The organism is Pseudoalteromonas sp. CuT4-3 (genome assembly GCF_035666335.1).
Lineage (GTDB): Bacteria > Pseudomonadota > Gammaproteobacteria > Enterobacterales > Alteromonadaceae > Pseudoalteromonas > Pseudoalteromonas atlantica.
The window spans coordinates 212,166-233,062 of sequence record NZ_CP142030.1 but is presented as its reverse complement, the minus strand read 5'-3'; the positions used below and the strand labels follow the sequence as shown (position 1 = coordinate 233,062).

The following is a 20,897-nucleotide window of genomic DNA, read 5'->3' as shown; positions in this document are numbered from 1 at the left end:
AAATATGAAAAATTATAATATCAAAAAAAGGTTTTCTAAACTAGCCATGCGCATGTTTTTCATGCTCGTCACGGCAAGTTTCTTGAGGAAACTCAAACTCAATGGTTGTATGAGATAAATTATAAGAAGAAAGTTCCTTAGCCACTTGTTGTTTTAGCCTAATTAATTTATCAACCTCAAAGTTATGGGCTAACTCTAGGTGAGCAGTTAATACGTGACTTTCCCCGTCTAATGACCAAAAGTGCATATGATGAATCCCATTAATTTCAGGTATAGCCTTTATCGCTTTTTCAATATTATTCTGCACTTCTTCATCAGGTGTAGCTTGAAGAAATAGTGCCAATGTTGTTTTCAGGTTTTTCAAAACGTTAAACAATATAAACAGTGTAAAGCCTATAGAAAGCAAAGGATCTAATATTGGTAGATCTACAAAAAGCAGCACGATAGAAACAATTAGGACTGCAACCCAGCCAAGTACGTCTTCAAGCAAATGCCACGTAAGTACTTTTTCGTTCAGCGTTTTACCCGCTTTTAGTTTAAATACTGCATACCCATTAACAGCAACCCCAAGTAATGCAAGACCCAACATTCCTTCAGCCATTGGCATTTCAGGATTAGATAATCTTGGTATTGCTTCAAATAGCACCCAGACAGAACCAATAACTAATACAATACTGTTAATTAATGCGCCAAACAGGGTAAGACGACGATAGCCATAGCTAAATCTATCGGATGCTTCTTTATCCGAGAAACGACTCAGTATCCAAGCGAATCCTATAGATAAACTGTCACCCAGGTCATGTACAGCATCAGCCATAATAGCGGTACTGTTGGTTAGCCAACCACCAATAAATTCGATAATAGTAAATGAAACATTAAGGAAAAATGTCCAACCTATACGGTCGTCTTTTCCATGCGAATGGCTATGGCTATGATTGTGCATTTTCCACCTCAAGAACTTTTAAATTTCTTACATTGACTACGTTAAAATTGATAAAGTGACGGATCACTCGTTGATACATCCAACGTTTGATTCCTGATAAGTTAGTTCCTTTTTCGAGATAAAACTCATCAGGGGAATTATAAACACCAAAATCATCATGAATACCTTCTTTTTGTATATAGGTATCTTGACCACGCCAATCTGTATCTGGCGAAGAGAAACACTTTGTTGCAACACCATAACCACAAAATTCGTTTTTTATTTGACTAAATTTGTGCTGTAGTGAACTTAAATATTGTTCATCTAATATAAAGCCTTCTAAGTTTATCCAACGATCCTTGAAATAAACTTCAATCCAACTATGAATGATATATTTAGGTGCTAACCAAAATACATAAGTTGGAATAGCTCCTTTTTGTAATCGCTGCTCAATAGTAAAGCCGTGAAAACGACATTGAATACCTAATCCTCGTAACAAAGCCATCAGCAAGTTACCCTTGGTATTGCATTGTCCGTAACCATCGGCTAAAACACTGCTTGCTGAAATATCATCACTCTCATTGTAACCAAATAATATTTCATCTTTAACAAATTGGTAGGCTGCACCAATTTTGTTGAAGTCATCGAGTTCTTGCCAATTACGCTCAGAAATTAATGATTGAATTGTAGAGTGTTCAAAATTTACTATCTTGGTTTTTTCTAGATATTTGCTATTCATTGATGTTTCCTTACTTTGAACAACCAAAGGTTGATTGTTTATCTTCATTTGGTGTTTAACGTGTTTTCTCAGCAACAGCTAATTCTTGTTTAGCATCGCTTAGTATTCGGTAAGCGCCTCGAAGAATTAACATTGAAATGATGCTACCAATGACGATATCAGGCCAACGCTGTTTCAGCACCATAACGAGTATGCCTGCGATAACGACACCAAGATTTGCAATTACATCATTCGCTGAAAATATCCAGCTAGCTCTCATATGTACTTCATCGTTGTTGTGCTTTCGAATAAGGATGAGACAAATCACATTTGCAACTAAAGCAACCATGCCTACGCCAATCATAAACCAAGAGTGAGGCTCACTTTCACCATACAGCCTTCTAGCAATATCCATTAGAATTAGCACGCCTAACCCCAGTTGGAAATAGCCACTCACTAAAGCAGCATTAGCCTTATGTTGGATTGACTTTCCCACCGCGTATAGTGCAATTGCATAGACGATTGCATCCGCTAGCATGTCTAACGAATCTGCAATTAAAGCCGTTGATTCTGATAACCAACCAAAGCCAATTTCAAAAACAAACATCGAGGCATTGATAGCCAGAAGCCAATAAAGCACCGTTTTTTGCTGGTTATCTTTTAGCTCAACTTCACACCCACAATCGCTCATTTTCATCTCCGATTAACTTGTATGCTCTAACTATAAATCCTATAGTGACTATAGGGTCAAGTTTATTTGGAAATTTTATGAAAATTGGTGAGTTATCGAAAACATCGGGGTATTCAGTACAAACCATCCGATATTATGAAAAGGAGGGCTTGCTGTCAGATCCTGATCGCACTGAAGGGAATTTCAGGTTGTATTCTAATAAGGCATTTAAAGAGCTAGAGTTCGTAAAGCATTGTCGAAGTTTAGATATTCCGCTTAATGATATTAAGCGACTCATTGAATTAAAAAACAAGCCAGAGGAGAGTTGCTCTAGTGTAAATGCATTAATTGATCGGCAACTAACTTTAGTTAATCAACGAATGAAGGAATTGAATGCACTCAAAAAAGAGTTAAAACTAATGGCAAGCTCTTGCGGGTCTGACGGTACAATTGAAGTCTGTGGCATTATCAAGTCATTAGATAGTTGAACTAAATATAACTTTAGATTAGTAGTATTCACAAAGGCAATAATGAAAACCATTGGCAAATTAGCACAATCATTAAATTTAAATGTAGAAACCATTCGTTTTTATGAACGAGAAGGACTGATTACACAACCTGAAAAACCAATATCTGGTTATAGACAATATGACGAATCAATAGCAGGACAACTTAGGTTTATCACAAAAGCCAAAGCGCTCGGCTTTACGTTAAGAGAAATAAAATCGCTAATGTCTATGGACAGCAACTGCGCTCAAGTTGAGCTATTAAACCGACAAAAGTTAGCAATCATTCGAGACAAAATTAATGACCTTCAACGTTTAGAGAAAGTAATTGTGGGTATGACAAATACCTGTATGCAAAACGAAGATCCAACACATTGCCCCATAATTGACTCATTAAAATGATTGACTCCGTACTTGTATACGGAGTTTAGAATGATGGTAATATCAACCAATAGACTTTCAAATGATAAATAAAATATTAGACAGAGTAGGCTCTAGTGGCGTTTGGCTAGCGGCACGGCCTGCCTCCCTGCATTAAGGTCACTTGCATCGGCATTAGGACTAGGCTTCTTCTCTCACTTCGAAGGAATAGCTGTAAATACGCTTTTACCTATTTTTGCATCTTTGGAACTATTGGTAAACTTATACAACTGGCACAAAAATAAAAACCATACCAGAGCTGTCTTCAGCATTCTAGGGCCTGTAGCAGTGCTATTAACGCTTTATCCTCTTTGGCTATATGATTGGAGCACATACCTATTTTACTTTGGTATTTGCTTAATGGTCGTTATGTCGGTTTTGGATATCGTAAAACCAGTAAGGGAGCAAACATGCAACGTATGGCTAATTGCCGTCGTTGAAACGATTAACGGTCAATGTCTGCTTTTCGCTCAAAGCTGCCCTTAGAGCATTTACGTTAACTCGTTTTGGGGCAGAAACGAGTTGGACTTCCGAGCTTTCATTAGATACCGGCTTATAATCTTAAAGTACAAAACGGAAGTAAACTTCCGTTTCTAGGGCTTCAAAGATAGTTATCGGAAATATACTTCTGCTTTTTGAAAGCATTAACCTAGATAGCTATACGAGCCACTTTTCGGGGTCTTATTGGAGCGAAAAGGTAAATTCGTATCACTTTAGAAGCCTTTTCCGGCTCGGTCTTTAAGCTCATAAATCAAATTTTTCAATGGTATGTTAATTACAAATTGTTCACTAAAGTATTATTTTTCAGAATTATTTAAATAAAACCTATTGAACATCGGTTTTACTTTTGATTTAATACCTATCATTAATCGGTTTTAAATTGAGGCTCATATGAAGTTAGGTGAATTAGAAAAATTAGTACTTCAATATTTGTGGCAGCATAAGTCCTCAGATGTGAAGCAAGTCTATACCCATTTTGAAAAGCTACGTGGTGGAAGTCTGAATACTTACCAAAGCACGTTAGATCGTTTGTTTAAGAAAGAGCTTTTGTCTAGAGAGAAAATTGGCTATGCATTTCATTATCAGCCTAGAGTTGAAAGGCATGAGTTAATAGGCCAGCTTATTAAATCGGTAACAAGCGATTTTATAACAGAAGACGATAATAGCCTCATAGCAGCTTTTACTTCAATTTCTAAAGACTTCAATGTTGAGCAGTTGGATAAGTTAGAATCACTTATCGAAGAGCAAAAGCAAAAACTCAACAGTGAAAAAGAGTAGCTTAAAAATATGTCTGTTTTTTTTAATTTATTAGCTATCTTTTCAATTACCTTTATTGTGGCAAATGTCTCTTTGTCAGCGATTTTTTCGCTCTTTGGTCAGCAAATTATAAAAATTGAAGTTAAGTCCCGTAAGTTCTTGCTTTGGACAGTTGTATCATTGCCTTGGGCCCTCAGCTTTGTACTAGCAATTTTAATACTTCAGGCCTACCACACCGGGGATAGCCTATATGATTTTGCTTTTTTACATTGGCACCATATGACTCATTTTGAATGGTTTAGCTGGCATGGCTTTACCGTTGGCGTTGCGCTGTTTTTCGTAATGTATGTCTTAATAAGTCAAGGGCGCCTTTTATGGAACCACAAAAGAGAAATCGAATCATTGATGTGCTTTTCAACGAATATAGAAACGGATATATACCAAATAGAATCAGATAATGCATCTGCATTTACGAGTGGTTTCTTTACTAAAAAGTGCTTTGTCACTACTGCCCTTATTGAGCAAACCACTTGTGAAGAGTACGACGTAGTTATTAAACATGAAAGGGCACATATTACGACAAATGATCCTGCGAAGAAGTGGCTTTTTACCCTGTTATGTTTATTTTTTATAAAACCGATAGCACAAAGGCTGAAGCTACATATGATTTTAGCAATGGAGCAAGAAGCCGACAACGCAGTAATAAAAAGCGGTACTTCAAAACTATTTGTGGCCAGTACACTAGTAAAAGTTGCTAAGCTTAATGCGCAAAGCGATCTATTAAAAAATAAAAGCTTAGTGGTAAATTTTGGTGCGGATGTACTAGAGCAGCGTATATATTTTCTGCTTGATAAATTGAAGCTTGAACCAATTCACAAAGGTATAACATTTTCGTTAGTTATGGTTTTAGTGATTGTTTCTTCAGCTTCAATCGATGGTATTCATCACTTTATGGAAACCTTCTTTGGTCACTAAGTGGCTTATTTTTTTTAATTTTAAAACCGATCTAAGGTCGGTTTTATGGGTAGTAAGTCTAAAAGGGTAAACTTATGTTTTTTAGAAAAAATCCAACTAAAAAACCGATTGCAAGTCGGTTTTTTAGGGTGTTAAGTTGTATCGGTTTGTTTAGCGTTACGTTATCTGCTCATGCAAAAAATACAATTTCATTAAATGAAGCGATAGGTTTATCGCTTAAAAAGCATCCAGAACTAAGGTCTTACATTTATAAAAAAGAATCGGCATTAGCATTAGTTGAACAAGCAAGTGTTGGCACTCCTATGATAGTTAACGCTTTTGCTGAAGATGCGTTTGGTACAGGTAGTTACTCGGGAGTTAAGGGCCTACAAACTACACTCAGTATTTCTTGGCTGTTAGAAAAAGACCACATTGACTCGCGAGTAAAGTTGGCAAATACCAAGGTATCGTCTGCGTCTATTGAACAACAAGTCAAAGCGATTGATGTTGCATCAGAGACGGCTCGTATCTATATCAAGTTGCTTTCACAGATTATGAAATTGGATTTGGCAAAATTAGCACAGAGACAATCTCAACAAGCTCTCGAGCAAATTAAACGTAAAGTTAAAGCAGGTAGCTCTTTTGTTGTTGATGAGTTAAGAGCAAAAGCTGCGCTATCACTAGTTGAATTAGAAGTGGAAGATTTAGCGCATGAAATAGAAGCTTCTAAGTCTCAACTTGCAGCACAGTGGGAAGGAAATACTCGTTTTGCAGTCAATGGTAATTTAGCGAATATTCCAAGCTTAAAGGACCTAAATACCGCTTTAGAAGGTTTAAAGGCTAATCCACAGCTAAAACGTTTTTTGATTGAACAAGATGTGATGCAATCCGAAATTGACTTGGCGATTGTCGAACAAAAACCATCATGGTCTATTTCTACTGGTATTAGAAGAAATGAAGCGGTAGATGACTTTGCATTTACTGCTGGGATCTCAATTCCATTAGGAGGAAATAATAGAAATAGAGGTCAAATATCTTCTCTTCAAGCTAAGCAAAACCAAAGTAAAGCTAAATCAGATGCGCTTTATCAGCGTATTTCAACACAAGCATTATTGCTGACTCATAAACTTAAACACAATCGTCATGTTATAGACGCTTTAACAAACAAATCTATTCCATACCTTGAAGAAGCTAGCAAAAAGGCAGAAGAAGCATATCGCCTCGGCAGCTATCGTTATACCGATTGGCACGTCGTACAACAAGAGTTAGTGAAAGCACAATCGGACTTGATTGATGCGTATACCAATATTCAGTTATTTAATATCGAATTAGAACGATTAACAGGCACATCTGTGTCAATGTAAGAGAGAAAATGATGAAACTTAAATCTATTGCCGCTGTAATTGCGTTGACTCAAATAGGGTTAGGGCTATCTATGTATAGCCCTGTCACATGTGCACAAAATAATGTTGAAGCTGTACAAGAAGTAGAAAAAGGACCTAATAATGGTCGTATGCTTCGTAATGGTGACTTTGCTATCGAGCTTGCCATTTTTGAAACGGGAGTACCACCAGAGTTTCGTGTTTTTGTAACTAAGGCTGGGAGCGCTATAAACCCAAACGATGTTGATTTAAACGTTAAACTTTCTCGTTTAGGAGATGGCACTGACAATATTAACTTCTATCTTGAGAACAATTATCTTCGTGGTGACATGGAAATTTATGAGCCGCACTCGTTCCTCGTGACAGTAACGGCAAAGTATAAAGGTAAAACTTATCAGTGGTCTTATGACAATTACGAAGGCCGTACACAAATAGCTGATGTCATGGCTGAGTCAATGGGGATTGAAACAGAAATTATTGCTAGTCGAGAAATGGAAGAGCGCTTAAAGGTTTATGGCGAGCTTACTCTGCCACCAAATGCTATTCGCAATATCTCAGCACGTTTTCCGGGAGAAATTAAATCGCTTAATACTGAGTTAGGTAAGCCGGTTAAAGAGGGGCAGGTTTTGATGACTATAGAGGCAAATGAAAGCTTACAACTATATAAAGTGATTGCGCCAATAGATGGTGTGGTTACATCACAAAACGTCGGTATCGGTGAGCAATCTTCTGGTCGAACTTTATTAACCATTACTAATACCAAAAAGCTAGTTGCTGAGTTAAATGTTTACCCTATGGATCAGGGCAAGATCACATTAGGTACTGAAGTAGATATTCATATTCCGGGCTTTAAAGATGCAGTAAAGACATCACTATCAGACACACTTTATCAATTGACCTCTGAACAAGCCAAAGTCTATCGCGCTGTTATCGATAATTCAGATAACCAATTTAGCCAAGGTCAGTTTGTTACAGGACAAGTTTTAGTAGATAGCTATACCGTTGATATGGCGGTTAAAGCAGAAAGCTTGCAAGGCTTTCGTGACTTTACGGTAGTTTACGGAAAGTTCGAAGACCAATACGAAGTGCGTATGTTAGAGCTCGGTCGTAAATCAGGCCAATGGGTAGAAGTACTTAGTGGTATTCCTTTAGGAACGGAATATGTGACAACGAATAGTTACATCATTAAAGCTGACATTGAAAAGTCTGGCGCATCACACGACCACTAAGGAATTGAAGATATGTTGGATTCGATTTTAAAATTTTCCATAGAGCGAAGCAAATTAATACTCATTTTTGTTTTTGCTGTCGGTATGTTGGGCGTTTGGAACTTTCAAAAACTGCCCATCGATGCTGTACCTGACATTACCAATGTTCAGGTAGTTATTAATACAGAAGCGTCCGGCTATACCCCTCTGGAAGTAGAGCAAAGGGTGACATTCCCGCTTGAAACAGCTCTATCAGGTGTGCCAAACCTTGAATATACTCGTTCAGTCTCACGGTACGGCCTATCTCAAGTAATTGCTATATTTACAGATGAGACTGACATTTATTTTGCAAGGCAGTTGGTTAACGAGCGTTTAGGCGCCGCTAAATCTGAGCTCCCTTTTGGCTTAGAGCCTGAATTAGGCCCTATTTCTACTGGGCTTGGGGAAATCTTTATGTTTACGGTTGATGCGCGTGAAGGGGCAACTAACAAAGATGGTAGTGAGATCACTCCTACAGATCTAAGAACTGTTCATGACTGGGTTATCCGTCCGCAGCTTATGCAAGTTGAAGGCGTTGTCGAGGTAAACCCTATCGGTGGATATGAGCGTGAAATACTTATCGCCTTGAACCCTGATAAGTTATTAATGTTCGGCCTTTCTCAGCAGAATTTAATTGAAGCTATTAATCAACATAACCAAAACAAAGGGGCTGGGTTTATAGAGAAAAGTGGTGCGCAATGGTTGATTCGTTTACCGGGGCAAATTGAAACTGTTGAGCAACTAGCAAATATTCCTTTACCGTCATCTAGTGGCCGAGTTATTCGTGTTAAAGACGTTGCTGAGGTAACCGAAGGCAAGGAGCTTCGCTCTGGTGCGGCGACACAAAATGGCCGCGAAGTCGTATTAAGTACTGTTTTCATGTTAATAGGTGAAAATAGCCAAAAGGTTGCCAAAGGCGTAGGTGAAAGATTAAAAGAGATTAATAAATCTCTACCTGAGGGTATTGTTGTTAATGCCGTTTATGACCGAACTAAATTGGTTAACAAAACTCTCGATACAGTAAAAATGAACCTTATTGAAGGTGCTATCTTGGTTATTGTTGTGTTGTTTTTGCTGCTAGGTAATTTTAAAGCAGCATTTTTAACAGCGCTTGTAATTCCTTTTGCCATGCTTATGACAGTAACAGGCATGATCCAAACTCGTACCAGTGCTAACTTAATGAGTTTAGGGGCGCTTGATTTTGGTTTACTTGTAGATGGTGCCATTATTATTGTTGAAAACTGCCTTCGCCGTTTAAGCCAAGCTTCTAATGGTAATGCATTGCCAGTAAAAGAACGCTTACTGCTTGTGTACGAAGCCACACGAGAAGTGATTCGTCCGGCACTGTTTGGTGTCTTTATTATCACTGCTGTGTACCTTCCCATTTTTGCTTTAACAGGTGTAGAAGGGAAAATGTTCCACCCTATGGCGATTACCGTTGTAATTGCGCTGGTTAGTGCAATGATCCTATCGGTCACCTTCATACCTGCTGCAATCGCATTAACCTTCAAAGGTAAAGTCGTTGAAAAAGAAAACGTGATCATGAAAGCCAGTGTTTCACTTTACAAGCCTATTTTATCCTTGGTACTAAAAGCTCGATGGGTGGTGGTAATTGGTGCTGTTGCTTTAGTTTCTGTTGCCGGTGTTATGAGTACTAAGTTAGGTAGCGAGTTTGTACCAAATCTAGATGAAGGTGATATTGCTATGCACGCTTTACGTATACCTGGCACGTCGCTTACCCAATCTATTGAAATGCAAAAGGTGCTAGAAGACAGAATAAAGTCATTACCTGAGGTTGAACGCGTTTTTGCAAAAGTGGGGACGCCAGATGTTGCAACGGACGCTATGCCACCGAGTGTAGCCGATAATTTTATAATTCTGAAACCTCGTAGTGAATGGCCTGATCCAGATAAACCTAAAGCAGATTTTGTTAAAGAGCTCGAAGCTTTAGTAACACCAATTCCGGGAAACCGTTACGAGTTTTTACAACCGATTCAAATGCGCTTCAATGAATTATTAGCAGGAGTACGTGCTGAGCTTGCTATTAAGGTGTTTGGAGACGATTTTGATACGTTAACGGAGCTTGGAAAAGCGCTTGAAAAGTCGATTCAAGGTGTTGAAGGCATTCGTGATATTCAAGTTGAGCAAACTAAAGGTTTACCTGTATTAACTTTCGACCCTAAACGTGAACAATTAGCATTGTATGGTTTAAGTATTTCTGATTTTCAAAATCAAGTTGCTGTTGCTATGGGAGGTGAGATTGCAGGTAAGTTTTACGACGGTGATAAGCGCTTCGACATAGTGGTTCGTTTACCAGAGGAGCAAAGACAAGATGTAGATGCTCTTTCACAGCTACCAATTACCTTGCCAAGCGGTGGCTATCTACCACTACAGGAATTAGCGAATATCGAAATGGCTCTAGGCGTAAATCAAGTGAATCGTGAGAATGGTAAACGCAGAGTTGTGGTTACAGCTAATGTTCGCGGACGAGATTTAGGTAGCTTTGTTAAAGATGTGCAACAAGCCATAGATGCTAATGTTCAATTGCCTGCTGGTTATTGGATTGAGTATGGCGGCACATATCAAAAACTACAATCAGCTTCGCAAAGATTAAGCATAGTTGTCCCCGTAACATTAGTCTTAATTATTGGTTTGCTATTACTTGCATTAGGTTCATTGAAAGATTCATTGATTATATTTACAGGCGTGCCACTGGCATTAACAGGTGGAATATTCGCTTTAATAGTTCGTGACATTCCATTCTCTATTTCAGCGGCAGTAGGCTTCATTGCTTTATCGGGTATAGCGATATTAAACGGCCTAGTCATGGTTTCCTTTATTAGAGATCTCGTTAAGAAAAACTATGATTTAGAAACTGCCATTATTAAGGGGGCTTTAACCAGATTAAGGCCAGTTTTAACCACTGCATTAGTCGCTTCACTAGGGTTTATACCTATGGCGTTAAATACGGGTATTGGCTCAGAAGTGCAAAGGCCGTTAGCTACTGTCGTAATAGGAGGAGTGATTTCTTCAACAATCTTAACGTTATTTGTTCTACCTGCGTTATATCGTCTATTGCATTCAAAAGACGAAAGCCTGGCTGAGCAAAATGACAATCAATTACTAGAAAATAAAGGGTAAATAAATGTTTGGAAAATTCAAATTTTCTTATTTGCTGTACCCGTTATTGATTCTACTGTCGATGGCTTCAATTGAAGCCTTCGCACATGGGGTTGATGATAGTACACGCAACTTTTTACAAAATAATACGGGTGTGCAAGTTCTGCCGTTTATATACATAGGCGCAAAGCACATGGTAACGGGCTATGATCACCTGTTGTTCTTAGTCGGTGTATTGTTTTTCTTACGCAGCAGTCGAGACGTTTTACTTTATGTCAGTATGTTCACGATTGGGCACAGCTTAACGTTAATGGGTGGAGTACTTGCCAATATTCAAGTTAATGCTTATCTAATCGACGCAATCATCGGCTTATCAGTTGTTTACAAAGGCTTTGATAACTTAGGTGGATTCAAACACTTCTTTGGAAAGCAACCAAACCCTAAAAAAGCGGTGCTTATTTTTGGCCTGTTCCACGGGTTTGGTCTAGCAACCAAAATTCAAGAATTTGAGTTGCCGTCGCAAGGGCTTGCTACAAACTTATTATCTTTCAATATTGGTGTTGAAATTGGTCAATTCTTAGCTTTGGCGTTTATTCTTCTAGCCATTAATTTTTGGCGTCAATTCGAAAGCTTCAACCGTTTTGCCAAAGCTACAAATACAGCATTAATGTGTGGTGGCTTCATGTTAGTTGGTATGCAACTAACCGGATATTTTGTTAGTTAATTATTATGAGATATATATTTATGGAATCAAATAAAACCAGTCGCTCATTAATCAAAGCGACAATTCTTTCATTCTTGGTAGCGATAATTACACTTGTTTTATTCATTTTGCCAGCGGAGTACAACATTGACCCTACTGGTATTGGTGAAAAGCTTGGCTTAACGGTATTTAATGATGAGGCTTCAACGCCCTCAGCGCAACAGTACTCTGATGGTGAACAAGACTCTGTGATCCTTACTGTTCCCGCAGGTGAAGGTATCGAGTACAAACTTGATATGAAGCAATTTCAAAAAGCAACCTATGAATGGACAACTGATGGCGCAGAGTTATTTGTTGATTTACATGGAGAGCCTAAAGGAGACACTACAGGCTATTTTGAATCATATGCAATTGCCACAGTAAATGAGATGAAAGGTAGCTTTACAGTCCCATTTGATGGTTCTCATGGTTGGTATTGGAAAAATACAACTAAACAAGATATTAGCATTCAACTTATCTTCAATGGCGATTACGTTATTGAAGGTCTTAAATAAACTTTAATAAGGAAACAAAATGAAAGTACTAATTAAACTAGCTGCTATTACAATAATTGTATTTACGACTTCTGTAATGGCTCATTCCGAAGGTCATGGAAAGGTTGAAAAAAGTAAAATTATACAAGCAGCTCAAACCTCTGCTAAAGCTTTAACATTTAAAGATAAAGGTATGTCAGTTGGCAAACTAGATAGCTCTTGGAACAAAGTTACTAAGGACAACTTTACTGTTGTAGAGGAAACTCGTGATGCTGTTCTGCTGAAAGCGACAAATACGCAGAATAATCAAACGCTTCTATTTATCATAAGTAAAGCTGGCAAAGTTATGGATGTTAAAGATGAAAAAATGTTCAAGAACGAACATGGTCATTCACATTAATTTCTAAATTCAGTTGAAGATGGTAAATGCAGAAAATAATAGCTGCATTTACCGACTTATCTTTGTATGTATTATGTGGCTTTAGATTCTAAGAAGCTATCTGTGGTTAAATCGCTAATATCCGCTTTACGCCCTAAGCCATTCAGAAACTTTTTTACCCCAAAAGGGGGAGCCTTTTTCTTTTTGCACTTTTTCGAAGTGCAGCTTAGAGCGAGAAGCAGACGTCCATACAAACTCGTTTTTGGACATAAACTCGTTAGAGACGAAGGAAAGCTCTGTGCCAGAAGCAGTCGTTAAATAGTATTGTTAAAATCAAAAACTCTGACTCCATTGATTGAAAAATCACACATCACTAGACACTATGAAAGCACCACTACTTTGAGAAAATGGTAGTTAGAAGGGGGTCTTGTTATTAATTATAAGCTCTACAAAACATCCAAATTGTTAATCCAACAAGAGAAAGTGTTGCGCATATAGCAATGTATAATTTGATTTCAACCTGGGTCTGCGCACTTTCAATATTGCTTTTGGCTTTTCCTATCTCCGGAGCCTCATCTTCGTAAGTTTTAGCTAATGCATCAAATACACCGAGATATTCCTTACTCATAGTACTAATTGTTGAAAATTGACCGAACAAATTAAAAATTAGTAATACCGCTAATACTGACACTGTAACAATAACAGACACATTTTTTGCGAATGCCATCGTTTCTAAGCCTCCTACTTCAATTTCCTTTATTTGAGTGGTTGCAAACCAAATACCCGCCGGAAGGGATAAAAGTTTAGTCGCTATATTGTCAAAGACCCCATGAAGCTTGCTTACATACTCAGTACGCTTTTCCAAATATTCCTTACGCACTTTATCAAAAGTGTAATTTTCTACATAGCTTTGGTAGCTTAACAGCACATTCGACACCAAAGAGTCCATATGTTGTATCAAATAGCTAAACCGCTGCCTCAACGTATTATCTTTTAGAAACGAAACTAACTCCCTGCACATTAAGCAAGTGATTGCTTCTTTATGTAAATCTTTACTCAGCAGCTTCTTAAGGGCATCAAGGTCAATCGAGTGCGTTAAATCAGACTCCTTCAAAACAAACTCGAAATTCAAAGGTCGCTCATAGAAAATGGTACTATCTCCACCTTCCGTAGATTCAGCCAACTCTTTTACAAACTCATAGACCTTGTGCACATTCAGATAATTAACATATTTTTCGTCTCCACTATTTGGTGTCAATAACGTACTAGTGTTAGTGAAAAAAATATATTGAACTGGTGATTTTACACGTAGCTCATTAGCCAGAAGTTCATTCCATTCACAACAAATTGCATAGTCTGACTTGATTTGTTGTGCGGTTAGCTCGATGTAAAATCGTATATTATTTTCAAAGTGTGCTGGCTTAAGTTGGCTAAGGTTTGCGCTAGAAACGTGCTTCCCATCTTTATTAAAATCGTAAGAACCTGTAGTTAACCCCGCATCAGCTAGTAACACCAACTTATCTTTTAGTTGTGGTGTAAGGCGAAGCCATCCTTTAAATTCACCGTCTTGAAGTTCTTTTTCATCAAGTGCAGCGAAAACTGCGGCATATGCGTCGAGAGTTTGGGTGCTCATTAGTTATCTTGACCAAGATCGTCTTCTAGCTCTTCTTCAATCGCTGCACGCAAAGAGTCAGGGATATCTGAAAAGGTAAGCTCTCCATCGTCATATTTTACAGTGGTGTTTAGCATATCTCTATCAAAGCTAATCGCAATACCCTTTCCTCTACCAGAAAGTTTTTTGTAGCTTTTTAGTACCTTTGCGTCAATAGCAAGCTCTTCAGGCAAATCATGTATTTCTTTCGCCTGCCTAGCGAATTCATCTGCACGATCTGGAAAAACATGATTTGATACATGACTCAATTGGACTTGATTCCCAAGTTTTTGTTGCTCTTTAATGTAATCATGCGCTTGTGCAACTTTTTGTGACACGACATCATCGTCCATGCCACAAGCGTTCTTTGCATAATCTTGTATAGCACTTTTTAATTTCTTGGTTTCAACAGTTGCTGCCAGCTTATCTCTTTGACACCCGATAAATTTTTCAAAATAATCTCTCACCTCGGCTGCTAAGCCTGTTCGGAAGCGAACATATCTTGTGCTCAATTCACTTTTCCACTGAGTAAGGTTGATAGCGGCTCCTAAATGAAGCCTTTTCAAATCTAAGATTTCACTGGCTACTACTTCCAGATTAGCGGCTACATCGATGCCTTCGGTTTTATTCAAAATAGCTACAGCCAACCAATCATCATCGTTTCTTTCATATTGATAAAACACCAGATAACCGCCTTTAACAGAATGTAGTTGATCACCTAAGATGACACTTTCATATTTGTTCGCCAATTCTTTTGTCATAGCAACAAAGTCAGAACATTTACATTCATCGTCGTAGTACTTTTTTAGTTTCTGCTCAAAGGCAGGTTCAACTTCATTATCACCATCTACACCAAATTCGCCGATATTGAGATGAGCATTTGAAAAAAGTTCCAACAATCCGTCCGTTAGCTGTGCTGTCATTCCTTCCGTGCTATTCTCATTATTCCTGAGTTGCTTTGAAAGTCGTTCACCATCTTTGTCACGTTTTACAACATGAATAATTACATGTTTAATTGCCATACATCGCCTGTTTATTTTTGGACAAGGAACTTTAAAAAGAGAAGAGAAAAGCTAATCCTTGCTTTATATGATTCTAAATCATTCAAACTTTAAATTGTTTTACCTACAGAAAGCAAGCGCTAATAAGCAACATAGGGCAGGTAAGAAGTTTTATCAAAAACCGCTTTTCGCTCTTTGCCGAAATTCAGGTCAATTTAGAGATGTCTTAGCACATAGTGACCTTACATTTAATCTTCAAAATGCAACCTCAAATATTGTCTTGACTTAAGAATGTTAATTTAATGATTAGCTATTTTCTAATTCTAAAAGCCTATTCGCAAATGCATTGCGTTCCTCTAATAAGGAATCATACATTGAATATATCTCTTGGATATGGGTCATCAACATAGCAATAGTCTCTTTATCATCATTTCTTTTGGCTTGAAATAATTTCTTTTTAAGGTTTTCATTGCGCCTAAGTAACGCGTCCGTCTGTGATTTTTGCTGTTCCAATAACTCTTGTTTTTTTTGTTCTTTTTTTAGTTTATTAATCATTTCTCTAATATCTGGATGGTGGTTATATATTAAAGAGTGCGAAACGCCACATTTTTTTGCAACATTCGTAATGGTTATCAGCTCGTTATTTTGCTTAAGCTCTTTTACACAAGACAGTAATTTTTCACGGGTAGACATATCAGTTCTCTTTGGTTTATTTAATATTGGTATTAGGAGTTAACATGAGCTTATTAATGATTTCGTTTGCTGCATTTAGGTTGTCTTCTAATCCGGTTAGAAATGATTGATAACGTGTTTTGTCGGGTAGTGATTGAATACGTTCAATTTTTTGCTCGCAGCTACGTTTAATTGCTTTCCAATAAGGTAAATGCCTCGGAGTAACATAATAGGTATCACAATATAAACAGTGTGAAGGATCTGATGCATTTTTGATCTTGCATTCAGCACCTTTTGTACAATAGCCGTGCGGTAATCCCCTAACGCTATCGCTGTTTTTAGTCGCGAAATCTATTAATTCTTGAGTATTACTAAAATGAGGCTGCTGCGCTGTAGTGAAAATAACGCGTTCTTCATTTGAATTAAGCTTTGTAAGAAGTTTAGAAAGTCTCTCACCACCCCCTCCTGCAACTTGCTCTTTCTTTGCAGATTCAACAATATCTTCAATAGCTTGCTTATTCACTAGCTCTTCAAAGTATTCAATTACAGTGTGTAAATCATTTAATGATTCATAACCACGTTTGGAGTAAACCAACGACATAGCTTGTTTTAGATGTTTAAATTGATATTTTATATCGTCTAAATCTCCCAAGCGATTCGCAATAATAAACCAAGCAAATGTGTGTCTAAATTGATGAGCTGTGACGTTGAAAAAACAACCGACTTTATACTTTACTCCCCGTTTACCGCTGTTGTGGCTAATAGATTGATAGTTGCAACCCATTTTTTCAAGTTGTGCTATATCATGAGCTGTCACTCTAACTTTATGTTTATCTAACGATATAGAGCCGTTAACATTATCAGATCCTCTAGGTGCATGAATAAATCGGGCTGTATTACAAGTGTGCTGAACCCCAAATAAACGATTAATTTTAATGCCTTGTTCAAATTTATTGATTTCGTTATCTGACATAATATTTTTGTGATATTTGAGTATTAGTTTTGCTCTTTCCTTATAAATCTCATTAACCCTACTTAACAGATCGATAGCTTCATAAACAATTTGATTGGCTACCCAGTCGAGCTTTATAAACCCCTCGGTTGTTTTAGATAAATGACTACTTACTGTAAATACAAGCTCTCCCGTTTCAACTCTTTTTGAATGACAGTGATTTTTCAATGCATATACTTCACTATCACGCATTCCAGTGAACGCCAAGACTAAAGTATAAACGTGGAGGTTAAGGTTTTTTATACAATTTCTAGTTGCTCTTAATTCAGCAATTAAATTTTTATTTTTTGTAATTAAAAGGTGTCGTGTTTCTTTTGCTTTGCTTAGTTTTATTTTCTGATTAGCTCTCGTATGTATGTCAATAAAGCTGTCAATGTCGCCCTTTACCTTTTCAATGTATTCAGTAGAGGTCGCTAGGATTGATTTCATCACTGTGGTTGGAATTATTGAGTGTTTTAACCTATGTTCCTCCTCATGCTTATTGATTTTGATAATAGTAAGTTCATCGATTAATGCTGATAAGGGATTTTTACTGATTACGCCATAGACATGCAGGAAGTTTAAAGCGTCACGAACTGCTTTAGCTGCCGAGCTATATTTACTATGCTCCAAACCTCCTTGTAACTTGGGCAAACATATAAAGTCTTGAATTATATTGCGCAGCTTAAGTTCTTGTGTGTTGTTTAAATCTCGGAAGCTTGTGTATTTTTTGGATTGAAGAAACACACAAAATGTTTTTAATTTGCGAATCCGTTCAGCTACTGAACGCCATTTATAAGGTGTACCACCTTCAACAGTACCGAAATGCAATGCAGATATCATTATTGCTTTTAGTTCAAAATCAAACTCTGCTAAGCCTGTATCAATTATAATAGCATTTTTATCTGTATCAGCTTGCTTAAAGTAACTACCCCCAAAGTACATCGGTTTATTGCCAGGTGTTTTCTTATCCCATACAACTAAATTTGATAGCATTTCTATTTCAACCTTTGATAGTGGATTGATTGAAATAGTAGAATCAACGGTAATGGCAAGAGTAATTATATCGTTAAGATCAGCCATTACTATTTTCCTTGATCACTGTCATTGATGGGCAAGCGAACTCCCAATCAGGATGCATTCCTTGCTTTTCTAATAACATGAATCCATCATCTACTACTTTTTTGTTTCGTTCTCTTAAATTATTGATAATGTCATCTACGCGCTGCTTTAGAATGTTGATACTCGCACTCTGCTGATTGCTAACATCATAATCCACAACAGACATTTCCATACCTAACAAAATATAATTCCTATAACTCAATAGTTTCCATATGTGTTCCGCATCAATAACCACTCGAAAGTATTTACACCATATACAACTTAAAAAGTCTGCACATAACTTGCTATCTTTATGTCCTATGGCTTGATGAATTTTTCGATGCTCTTTATCGTAACGGTTTGCTTCTTTGTTATTAGCTTGAGCTGCACAAGTACCTGATGGTACTTCTTGATGCTTGCTGGCAGATTCATCGGTAATTATGTGAATTTCAGATGATATTTCTTTTCCCGTGAAGTAGTCACCCATTACTTTTATTGCTTGATTAAGTGAGTAGCGGGACTGGTCAGGATCGATACGTAGATAACTTGATTCAAAAGTATCAAATGAATGATTTGTTATATCTGTACATTTCTTGAGGTCTTTATTCAGCTTTCGATATATGTGGTTAACACCACCTGTACGGATCTTTTGTGCGACGAAGTTTATACGACAACCTGCATTTTTAAGTATTGTCGATAGTTGTTTAACAGATGGGTATTCAAGGTTTAGAACTTGACCATTGCGAGGGTAGATAAATACAAAATTCTTATGCTTTGCTCGATTTCTTAAATCCCGAGTTAACTCATCACGAACAATTAGTAAATCTGAAATAGCACTTTTTAGCGCGTCGGCTTTTAAATTTGTTTTATCAAATAAATAAGTATCATTTCGATATCCTGCACGTCCTTTTTGAAGTACCACCGCATATTCAGCTTTATTAGTGAGTGGAGATACTACTTCAACAATATCCTCGCACTCACAATTAAGTAAAGGAGTAATGTTCCAAGCTGTTTTTAAAATTATCTTACCGAAATGTAATAATATCTTATGATAGAGACTGGTGTTGTCATTACCCAATAGCTTCTCAATATGAAAAGCTAACTCCCTACATTGTCCTTCAGTATAGAAGCCATCGATATTGAGCTGTTGGTTATGCTTTACTGTCTTGGCTAATTTGATTGGATAAATATCATAGAACGGAATGCCGAATTCATGCATTAACCATATGAAGCTAGAACGATAAGTTCTAGCTGTTTTGCGATTGAATGAGTTGTTATTAACACTTGATTGTAACTCTGCTAATAAGTGTTTTTGAACGAGACCATTATTAACGGAAAACCCTTTAATACCGTATTGGACCAATATATCTAGATGTACTTGTGTGAAGGTGTTACTGAATTTATTGAACAAAGACTTTATTTGTTGATAGTTGTGGTAAACACTAGTCATTACAATATTTTTTTGCTCTATATTAGCTTTGAAGTCATCTAACAATTGAACAAAGTCATGATACATATATTCAGAGATTGCTTTTATTGGAGTAAAATCGCACTGGAGCTCTCTGTTTTTATCTACACCAGGGAATAAGAGGAAGTTATCTCTAAACGAGAATAATTCTGGTGTTTTATCTGGATAATTACATCGACAAACATCATATAATAATAAAAATACCCATCTAGGAAGTTTCGTATCATCGTGTAATTTTTTGAGTAGACCTTCAGTATCAAGAATCGTAACTATCCCATTATTAATCAGTTGCTTATTCTGTGAGGCCGATAATGCGGATTGAAGCATAGGTAGTGCGCGCTTAAAAGCTGAAAACTTATCTCTCACAGTACTGCTTTTAAGATGTTGATCAACTGTGATCCCTATAATTTTTGAATAGCAATCGATATCCTTAAACAGCGAGGAAGAGATTAAAAACAAATCAGTAAAATCTACTTGGTAATCATTTCTTATATAGATTAACTTTTGTTCAAAAACATTGATTCCATAGTTTGAGAGCATTAATTGAAAATGAATCTGATTATATCTTTCTGCTTTACTCGCCATTTTCAATAACTCAGCATCTATAGCAAAAGCCTTTAAGCCATGCTGAGCAAGTAACTTACGACAACTGCTATTTTTAATTAATTGAATTAGCGTAGCATGAGTGGATGCCTTGATTCGGCGTAGTGTTTGTTGATCTCTATCACTACCTAATAAACGCGATAAGAAAGCATGATAGTCATTAAAAAGTAATTCAGAGGCGGTATATAATTTGGCTATGTCTGTGATGTAGCCTTTAAGATTGACCTTGCTTGGTGGATGCAATTCAAGACTGTTATTATAAAGCCTCGCCAAGGTGATAAACGCATTTTTTATTCCTTTACCTGTCCGTAGCGATGCATATTCAATGTGATTCCATGTTTCGGGATCTTTTAATGCCTCAAGCCCTTTGGTTAACAGTTTATACTTGACATCTTGGTTCAGAATATCAAGAAGTTCGTCAAAACTAGTTATTATATATCTTATTTGACTAGCTATTGTTTTTTCTGTCTTTTTCCATTTTACTTTGTCATTCATATATCGCTGATGACAAGTATAAATATCGTTAGCTAAGCACTCACTATTAGCTAAGACTTTGTTTAGCTTTATATTTTTGTCCGTATTAGTAAAGATTAACCGCA

General features: G+C 37.0%; 19 protein-coding genes. 11 read left to right on the top strand and 8 right to left on the bottom strand.

The features are described 5' to 3' along the window. Window positions 1-40: 40 nt before the first annotated feature. Genes VOI46_RS01120 through VOI46_RS01110 form a run of 3 tightly spaced genes read right to left on the bottom strand, consistent with a single transcriptional unit; the run spans window position 41 to window position 2,331 of the window. Entirely contained in the window at window positions 41-943 is a 903-nt protein-coding gene (locus VOI46_RS01120; protein WP_004588886.1) for a cation diffusion facilitator family transporter, read from the bottom strand. Then, window positions 930-1,661, bottom strand: coding sequence for a transglutaminase family protein (locus VOI46_RS01115; RefSeq protein ID WP_004588887.1), 732 nt, complete (start codon window positions 1,659-1,661; stop codon window positions 930-932). Before VOI46_RS01115 ends, VOI46_RS01120 begins: the two co-directional genes overlap by 14 nt. Before the next feature lie 55 nt (window positions 1,662-1,716). Continuing rightward, window positions 1,717-2,331, bottom strand: coding sequence for a cation transporter (locus VOI46_RS01110; protein WP_004588888.1), 615 nt, complete (start codon window positions 2,329-2,331; stop codon window positions 1,717-1,719). A gap of 77 nt (window positions 2,332-2,408) precedes the next feature. On the opposite strand from VOI46_RS01110, the gene VOI46_RS01105 reads away from it, so the two are divergent. The 11 genes from VOI46_RS01105 to VOI46_RS01055 all read left to right on the top strand — a co-directional run bounded on the left by VOI46_RS01105 (window position 2,409) and on the right by VOI46_RS01055 (window position 12,832). Beyond that, window positions 2,409-2,798 carry a Cd(II)/Pb(II)-responsive transcriptional regulator gene (locus VOI46_RS01105; protein WP_004588889.1) on the top strand — a complete coding sequence of 130 codons (390 nt, stop codon included), beginning with the start codon at window positions 2,409-2,411 and terminating at the stop codon, window positions 2,796-2,798. A 42-nt stretch (window positions 2,799-2,840) separates the two neighbouring features. Beyond that, window positions 2,841-3,218, top strand: coding sequence for a MerR family transcriptional regulator (locus tag VOI46_RS01100; protein WP_004588890.1), 378 nt, complete (start codon window positions 2,841-2,843; stop codon window positions 3,216-3,218). 102 nt (window positions 3,219-3,320) lie between these two features. Continuing rightward, entirely contained in the window at window positions 3,321-3,722 is a 402-nt protein-coding gene (locus VOI46_RS01095) for a MerC family mercury resistance protein (RefSeq protein WP_239978102.1), read from the top strand. 405 nt (window positions 3,723-4,127) lie between these two features. Beyond that, window positions 4,128-4,514, top strand: a complete 387-nt coding sequence (locus tag VOI46_RS01090; protein WP_004588401.1) for a BlaI/MecI/CopY family transcriptional regulator — start codon at window positions 4,128-4,130, stop codon at window positions 4,512-4,514. A 9-nt stretch (window positions 4,515-4,523) separates the two neighbouring features. Next, on the top strand, window positions 4,524-5,468 hold the full coding sequence (locus tag VOI46_RS01085; protein WP_004588402.1) for a M56 family metallopeptidase: 945 nt from the start codon (window positions 4,524-4,526) through the stop codon (window positions 5,466-5,468). Between the two features lie 74 nt (window positions 5,469-5,542). Continuing rightward, complete coding sequence (locus tag VOI46_RS01080) at window positions 5,543-6,811, top strand: TolC family protein (RefSeq protein WP_004588403.1); 1,269 nt, start codon at window positions 5,543-5,545, stop codon at window positions 6,809-6,811. Between the two features lie 8 nt (window positions 6,812-6,819). Further along, a complete protein-coding gene (locus VOI46_RS01075) occupies window positions 6,820-8,058 on the top strand; it encodes an efflux RND transporter periplasmic adaptor subunit (RefSeq protein ID WP_324738125.1) in 1,239 nt (412 codons plus the stop codon). A 12-nt stretch (window positions 8,059-8,070) separates the two neighbouring features. Continuing rightward, window positions 8,071-11,217 (top strand): CusA/CzcA family heavy metal efflux RND transporter, encoded by a 3,147-nt coding sequence (locus VOI46_RS01070; protein ID WP_004588405.1) that lies wholly within the window; start codon window positions 8,071-8,073, stop codon window positions 11,215-11,217. Between the two features lie 4 nt (window positions 11,218-11,221). Further along, entirely contained in the window at window positions 11,222-11,920 is a 699-nt protein-coding gene (locus VOI46_RS01065) for a HupE/UreJ family protein (RefSeq protein ID WP_004588406.1), read from the top strand. 20 nt (window positions 11,921-11,940) lie between these two features. Next, window positions 11,941-12,453, top strand: a complete 513-nt coding sequence (locus tag VOI46_RS01060; protein ID WP_004588407.1) for a hypothetical protein — start codon at window positions 11,941-11,943, stop codon at window positions 12,451-12,453. Window positions 12,454-12,472: 19 nt separating this feature from the next. After that, window positions 12,473-12,832 (top strand): DUF6488 family protein, encoded by a 360-nt coding sequence (locus tag VOI46_RS01055; protein ID WP_004588408.1) that lies wholly within the window; start codon window positions 12,473-12,475, stop codon window positions 12,830-12,832. A gap of 412 nt (window positions 12,833-13,244) precedes the next feature. Here the strand turns inward: VOI46_RS01055 and VOI46_RS01050 are convergent, their stop codons facing one another. The 5 genes from VOI46_RS01050 to VOI46_RS01030 all read right to left on the bottom strand — a co-directional run bounded on the left by VOI46_RS01050 (window position 13,245) and on the right by VOI46_RS01030 (window position 20,793). Continuing rightward, window positions 13,245-14,444, bottom strand: coding sequence for a hypothetical protein (locus VOI46_RS01050; protein ID WP_004588409.1), 1,200 nt, complete (start codon window positions 14,442-14,444; stop codon window positions 13,245-13,247). Beyond that, a complete protein-coding gene (locus VOI46_RS01045) occupies window positions 14,444-15,484 on the bottom strand; it encodes a nucleoid-associated protein (RefSeq protein ID WP_004588410.1) in 1,041 nt (346 codons plus the stop codon). The genes VOI46_RS01050 and VOI46_RS01045 overlap by 1 nt, the downstream gene beginning before the upstream one ends. Before the next feature lie 285 nt (window positions 15,485-15,769). Further along, on the bottom strand, window positions 15,770-16,156 hold the full coding sequence (locus tag VOI46_RS01040) for a DUF6262 family protein (RefSeq protein WP_004588412.1): 387 nt from the start codon (window positions 16,154-16,156) through the stop codon (window positions 15,770-15,772). A gap of 16 nt (window positions 16,157-16,172) precedes the next feature. Continuing rightward, the gene (locus VOI46_RS01035) at window positions 16,173-18,209 is read right to left on the bottom strand and encodes a hypothetical protein (RefSeq protein WP_004588413.1); all 2,037 of its coding nucleotides are present in this window, start codon (window positions 18,207-18,209) and stop codon (window positions 16,173-16,175) included. Continuing rightward, window positions 18,202-20,793, bottom strand: coding sequence for a hypothetical protein (locus VOI46_RS01030; protein WP_232424004.1), 2,592 nt, complete (start codon window positions 20,791-20,793; stop codon window positions 18,202-18,204). The genes VOI46_RS01035 and VOI46_RS01030 overlap by 8 nt, the downstream gene beginning before the upstream one ends. Between the last annotated feature and the right edge of the window lie 104 nt (window positions 20,794-20,897).

What these genes read in the sequence shown, in the direction of transcription:
- VOI46_RS01060 (WP_004588407.1), top strand. Translation starts at nt 11,941, where the DNA reads ATGGAATCAAATAAAACCAGTCGCTCATTAATCAAAGCGACAATTCTT.
- VOI46_RS01085 (WP_004588402.1), top strand. Translation starts at nt 4,524, where the DNA reads ATGTCTGTTTTTTTTAATTTATTAGCTATCTTTTCAATTACCTTTATT.
- VOI46_RS01055 (WP_004588408.1), top strand. Translation starts at nt 12,473, where the DNA reads ATGAAAGTACTAATTAAACTAGCTGCTATTACAATAATTGTATTTACG.
- VOI46_RS01120 (WP_004588886.1), bottom strand. Translation starts at nt 943, where the DNA reads ATGCACAATCATAGCCATAGCCATTCGCATGGAAAAGACGACCGTATA.
- VOI46_RS01065 (WP_004588406.1), top strand. Translation starts at nt 11,222, where the DNA reads ATGTTTGGAAAATTCAAATTTTCTTATTTGCTGTACCCGTTATTGATT.
- VOI46_RS01090 (WP_004588401.1), top strand. Translation starts at nt 4,128, where the DNA reads ATGAAGTTAGGTGAATTAGAAAAATTAGTACTTCAATATTTGTGGCAG.
- VOI46_RS01030 (WP_232424004.1), bottom strand. Translation starts at nt 20,793, where the DNA reads ATGAATGACAAAGTAAAATGGAAAAAGACAGAAAAAACAATAGCTAGT.
- VOI46_RS01075 (WP_324738125.1), top strand. Translation starts at nt 6,820, where the DNA reads ATGATGAAACTTAAATCTATTGCCGCTGTAATTGCGTTGACTCAAATA.
- VOI46_RS01105 (WP_004588889.1), top strand. Translation starts at nt 2,409, where the DNA reads ATGAAAATTGGTGAGTTATCGAAAACATCGGGGTATTCAGTACAAACC.
- VOI46_RS01100 (WP_004588890.1), top strand. Translation starts at nt 2,841, where the DNA reads ATGAAAACCATTGGCAAATTAGCACAATCATTAAATTTAAATGTAGAA.
- VOI46_RS01115 (WP_004588887.1), bottom strand. Translation starts at nt 1,661, where the DNA reads ATGAATAGCAAATATCTAGAAAAAACCAAGATAGTAAATTTTGAACAC.
- VOI46_RS01035 (WP_004588413.1), bottom strand. Translation starts at nt 18,209, where the DNA reads ATGGCTGATCTTAACGATATAATTACTCTTGCCATTACCGTTGATTCT.
- VOI46_RS01050 (WP_004588409.1), bottom strand. Translation starts at nt 14,444, where the DNA reads ATGAGCACCCAAACTCTCGACGCATATGCCGCAGTTTTCGCTGCACTT.
- VOI46_RS01080 (WP_004588403.1), top strand. Translation starts at nt 5,543, where the DNA reads ATGTTTTTTAGAAAAAATCCAACTAAAAAACCGATTGCAAGTCGGTTT.
- VOI46_RS01110 (WP_004588888.1), bottom strand. Translation starts at nt 2,331, where the DNA reads ATGAGCGATTGTGGGTGTGAAGTTGAGCTAAAAGATAACCAGCAAAAA.
- VOI46_RS01070 (WP_004588405.1), top strand. Translation starts at nt 8,071, where the DNA reads ATGTTGGATTCGATTTTAAAATTTTCCATAGAGCGAAGCAAATTAATA.
- VOI46_RS01045 (WP_004588410.1), bottom strand. Translation starts at nt 15,484, where the DNA reads ATGGCAATTAAACATGTAATTATTCATGTTGTAAAACGTGACAAAGAT.
- VOI46_RS01040 (WP_004588412.1), bottom strand. Translation starts at nt 16,156, where the DNA reads ATGTCTACCCGTGAAAAATTACTGTCTTGTGTAAAAGAGCTTAAGCAA.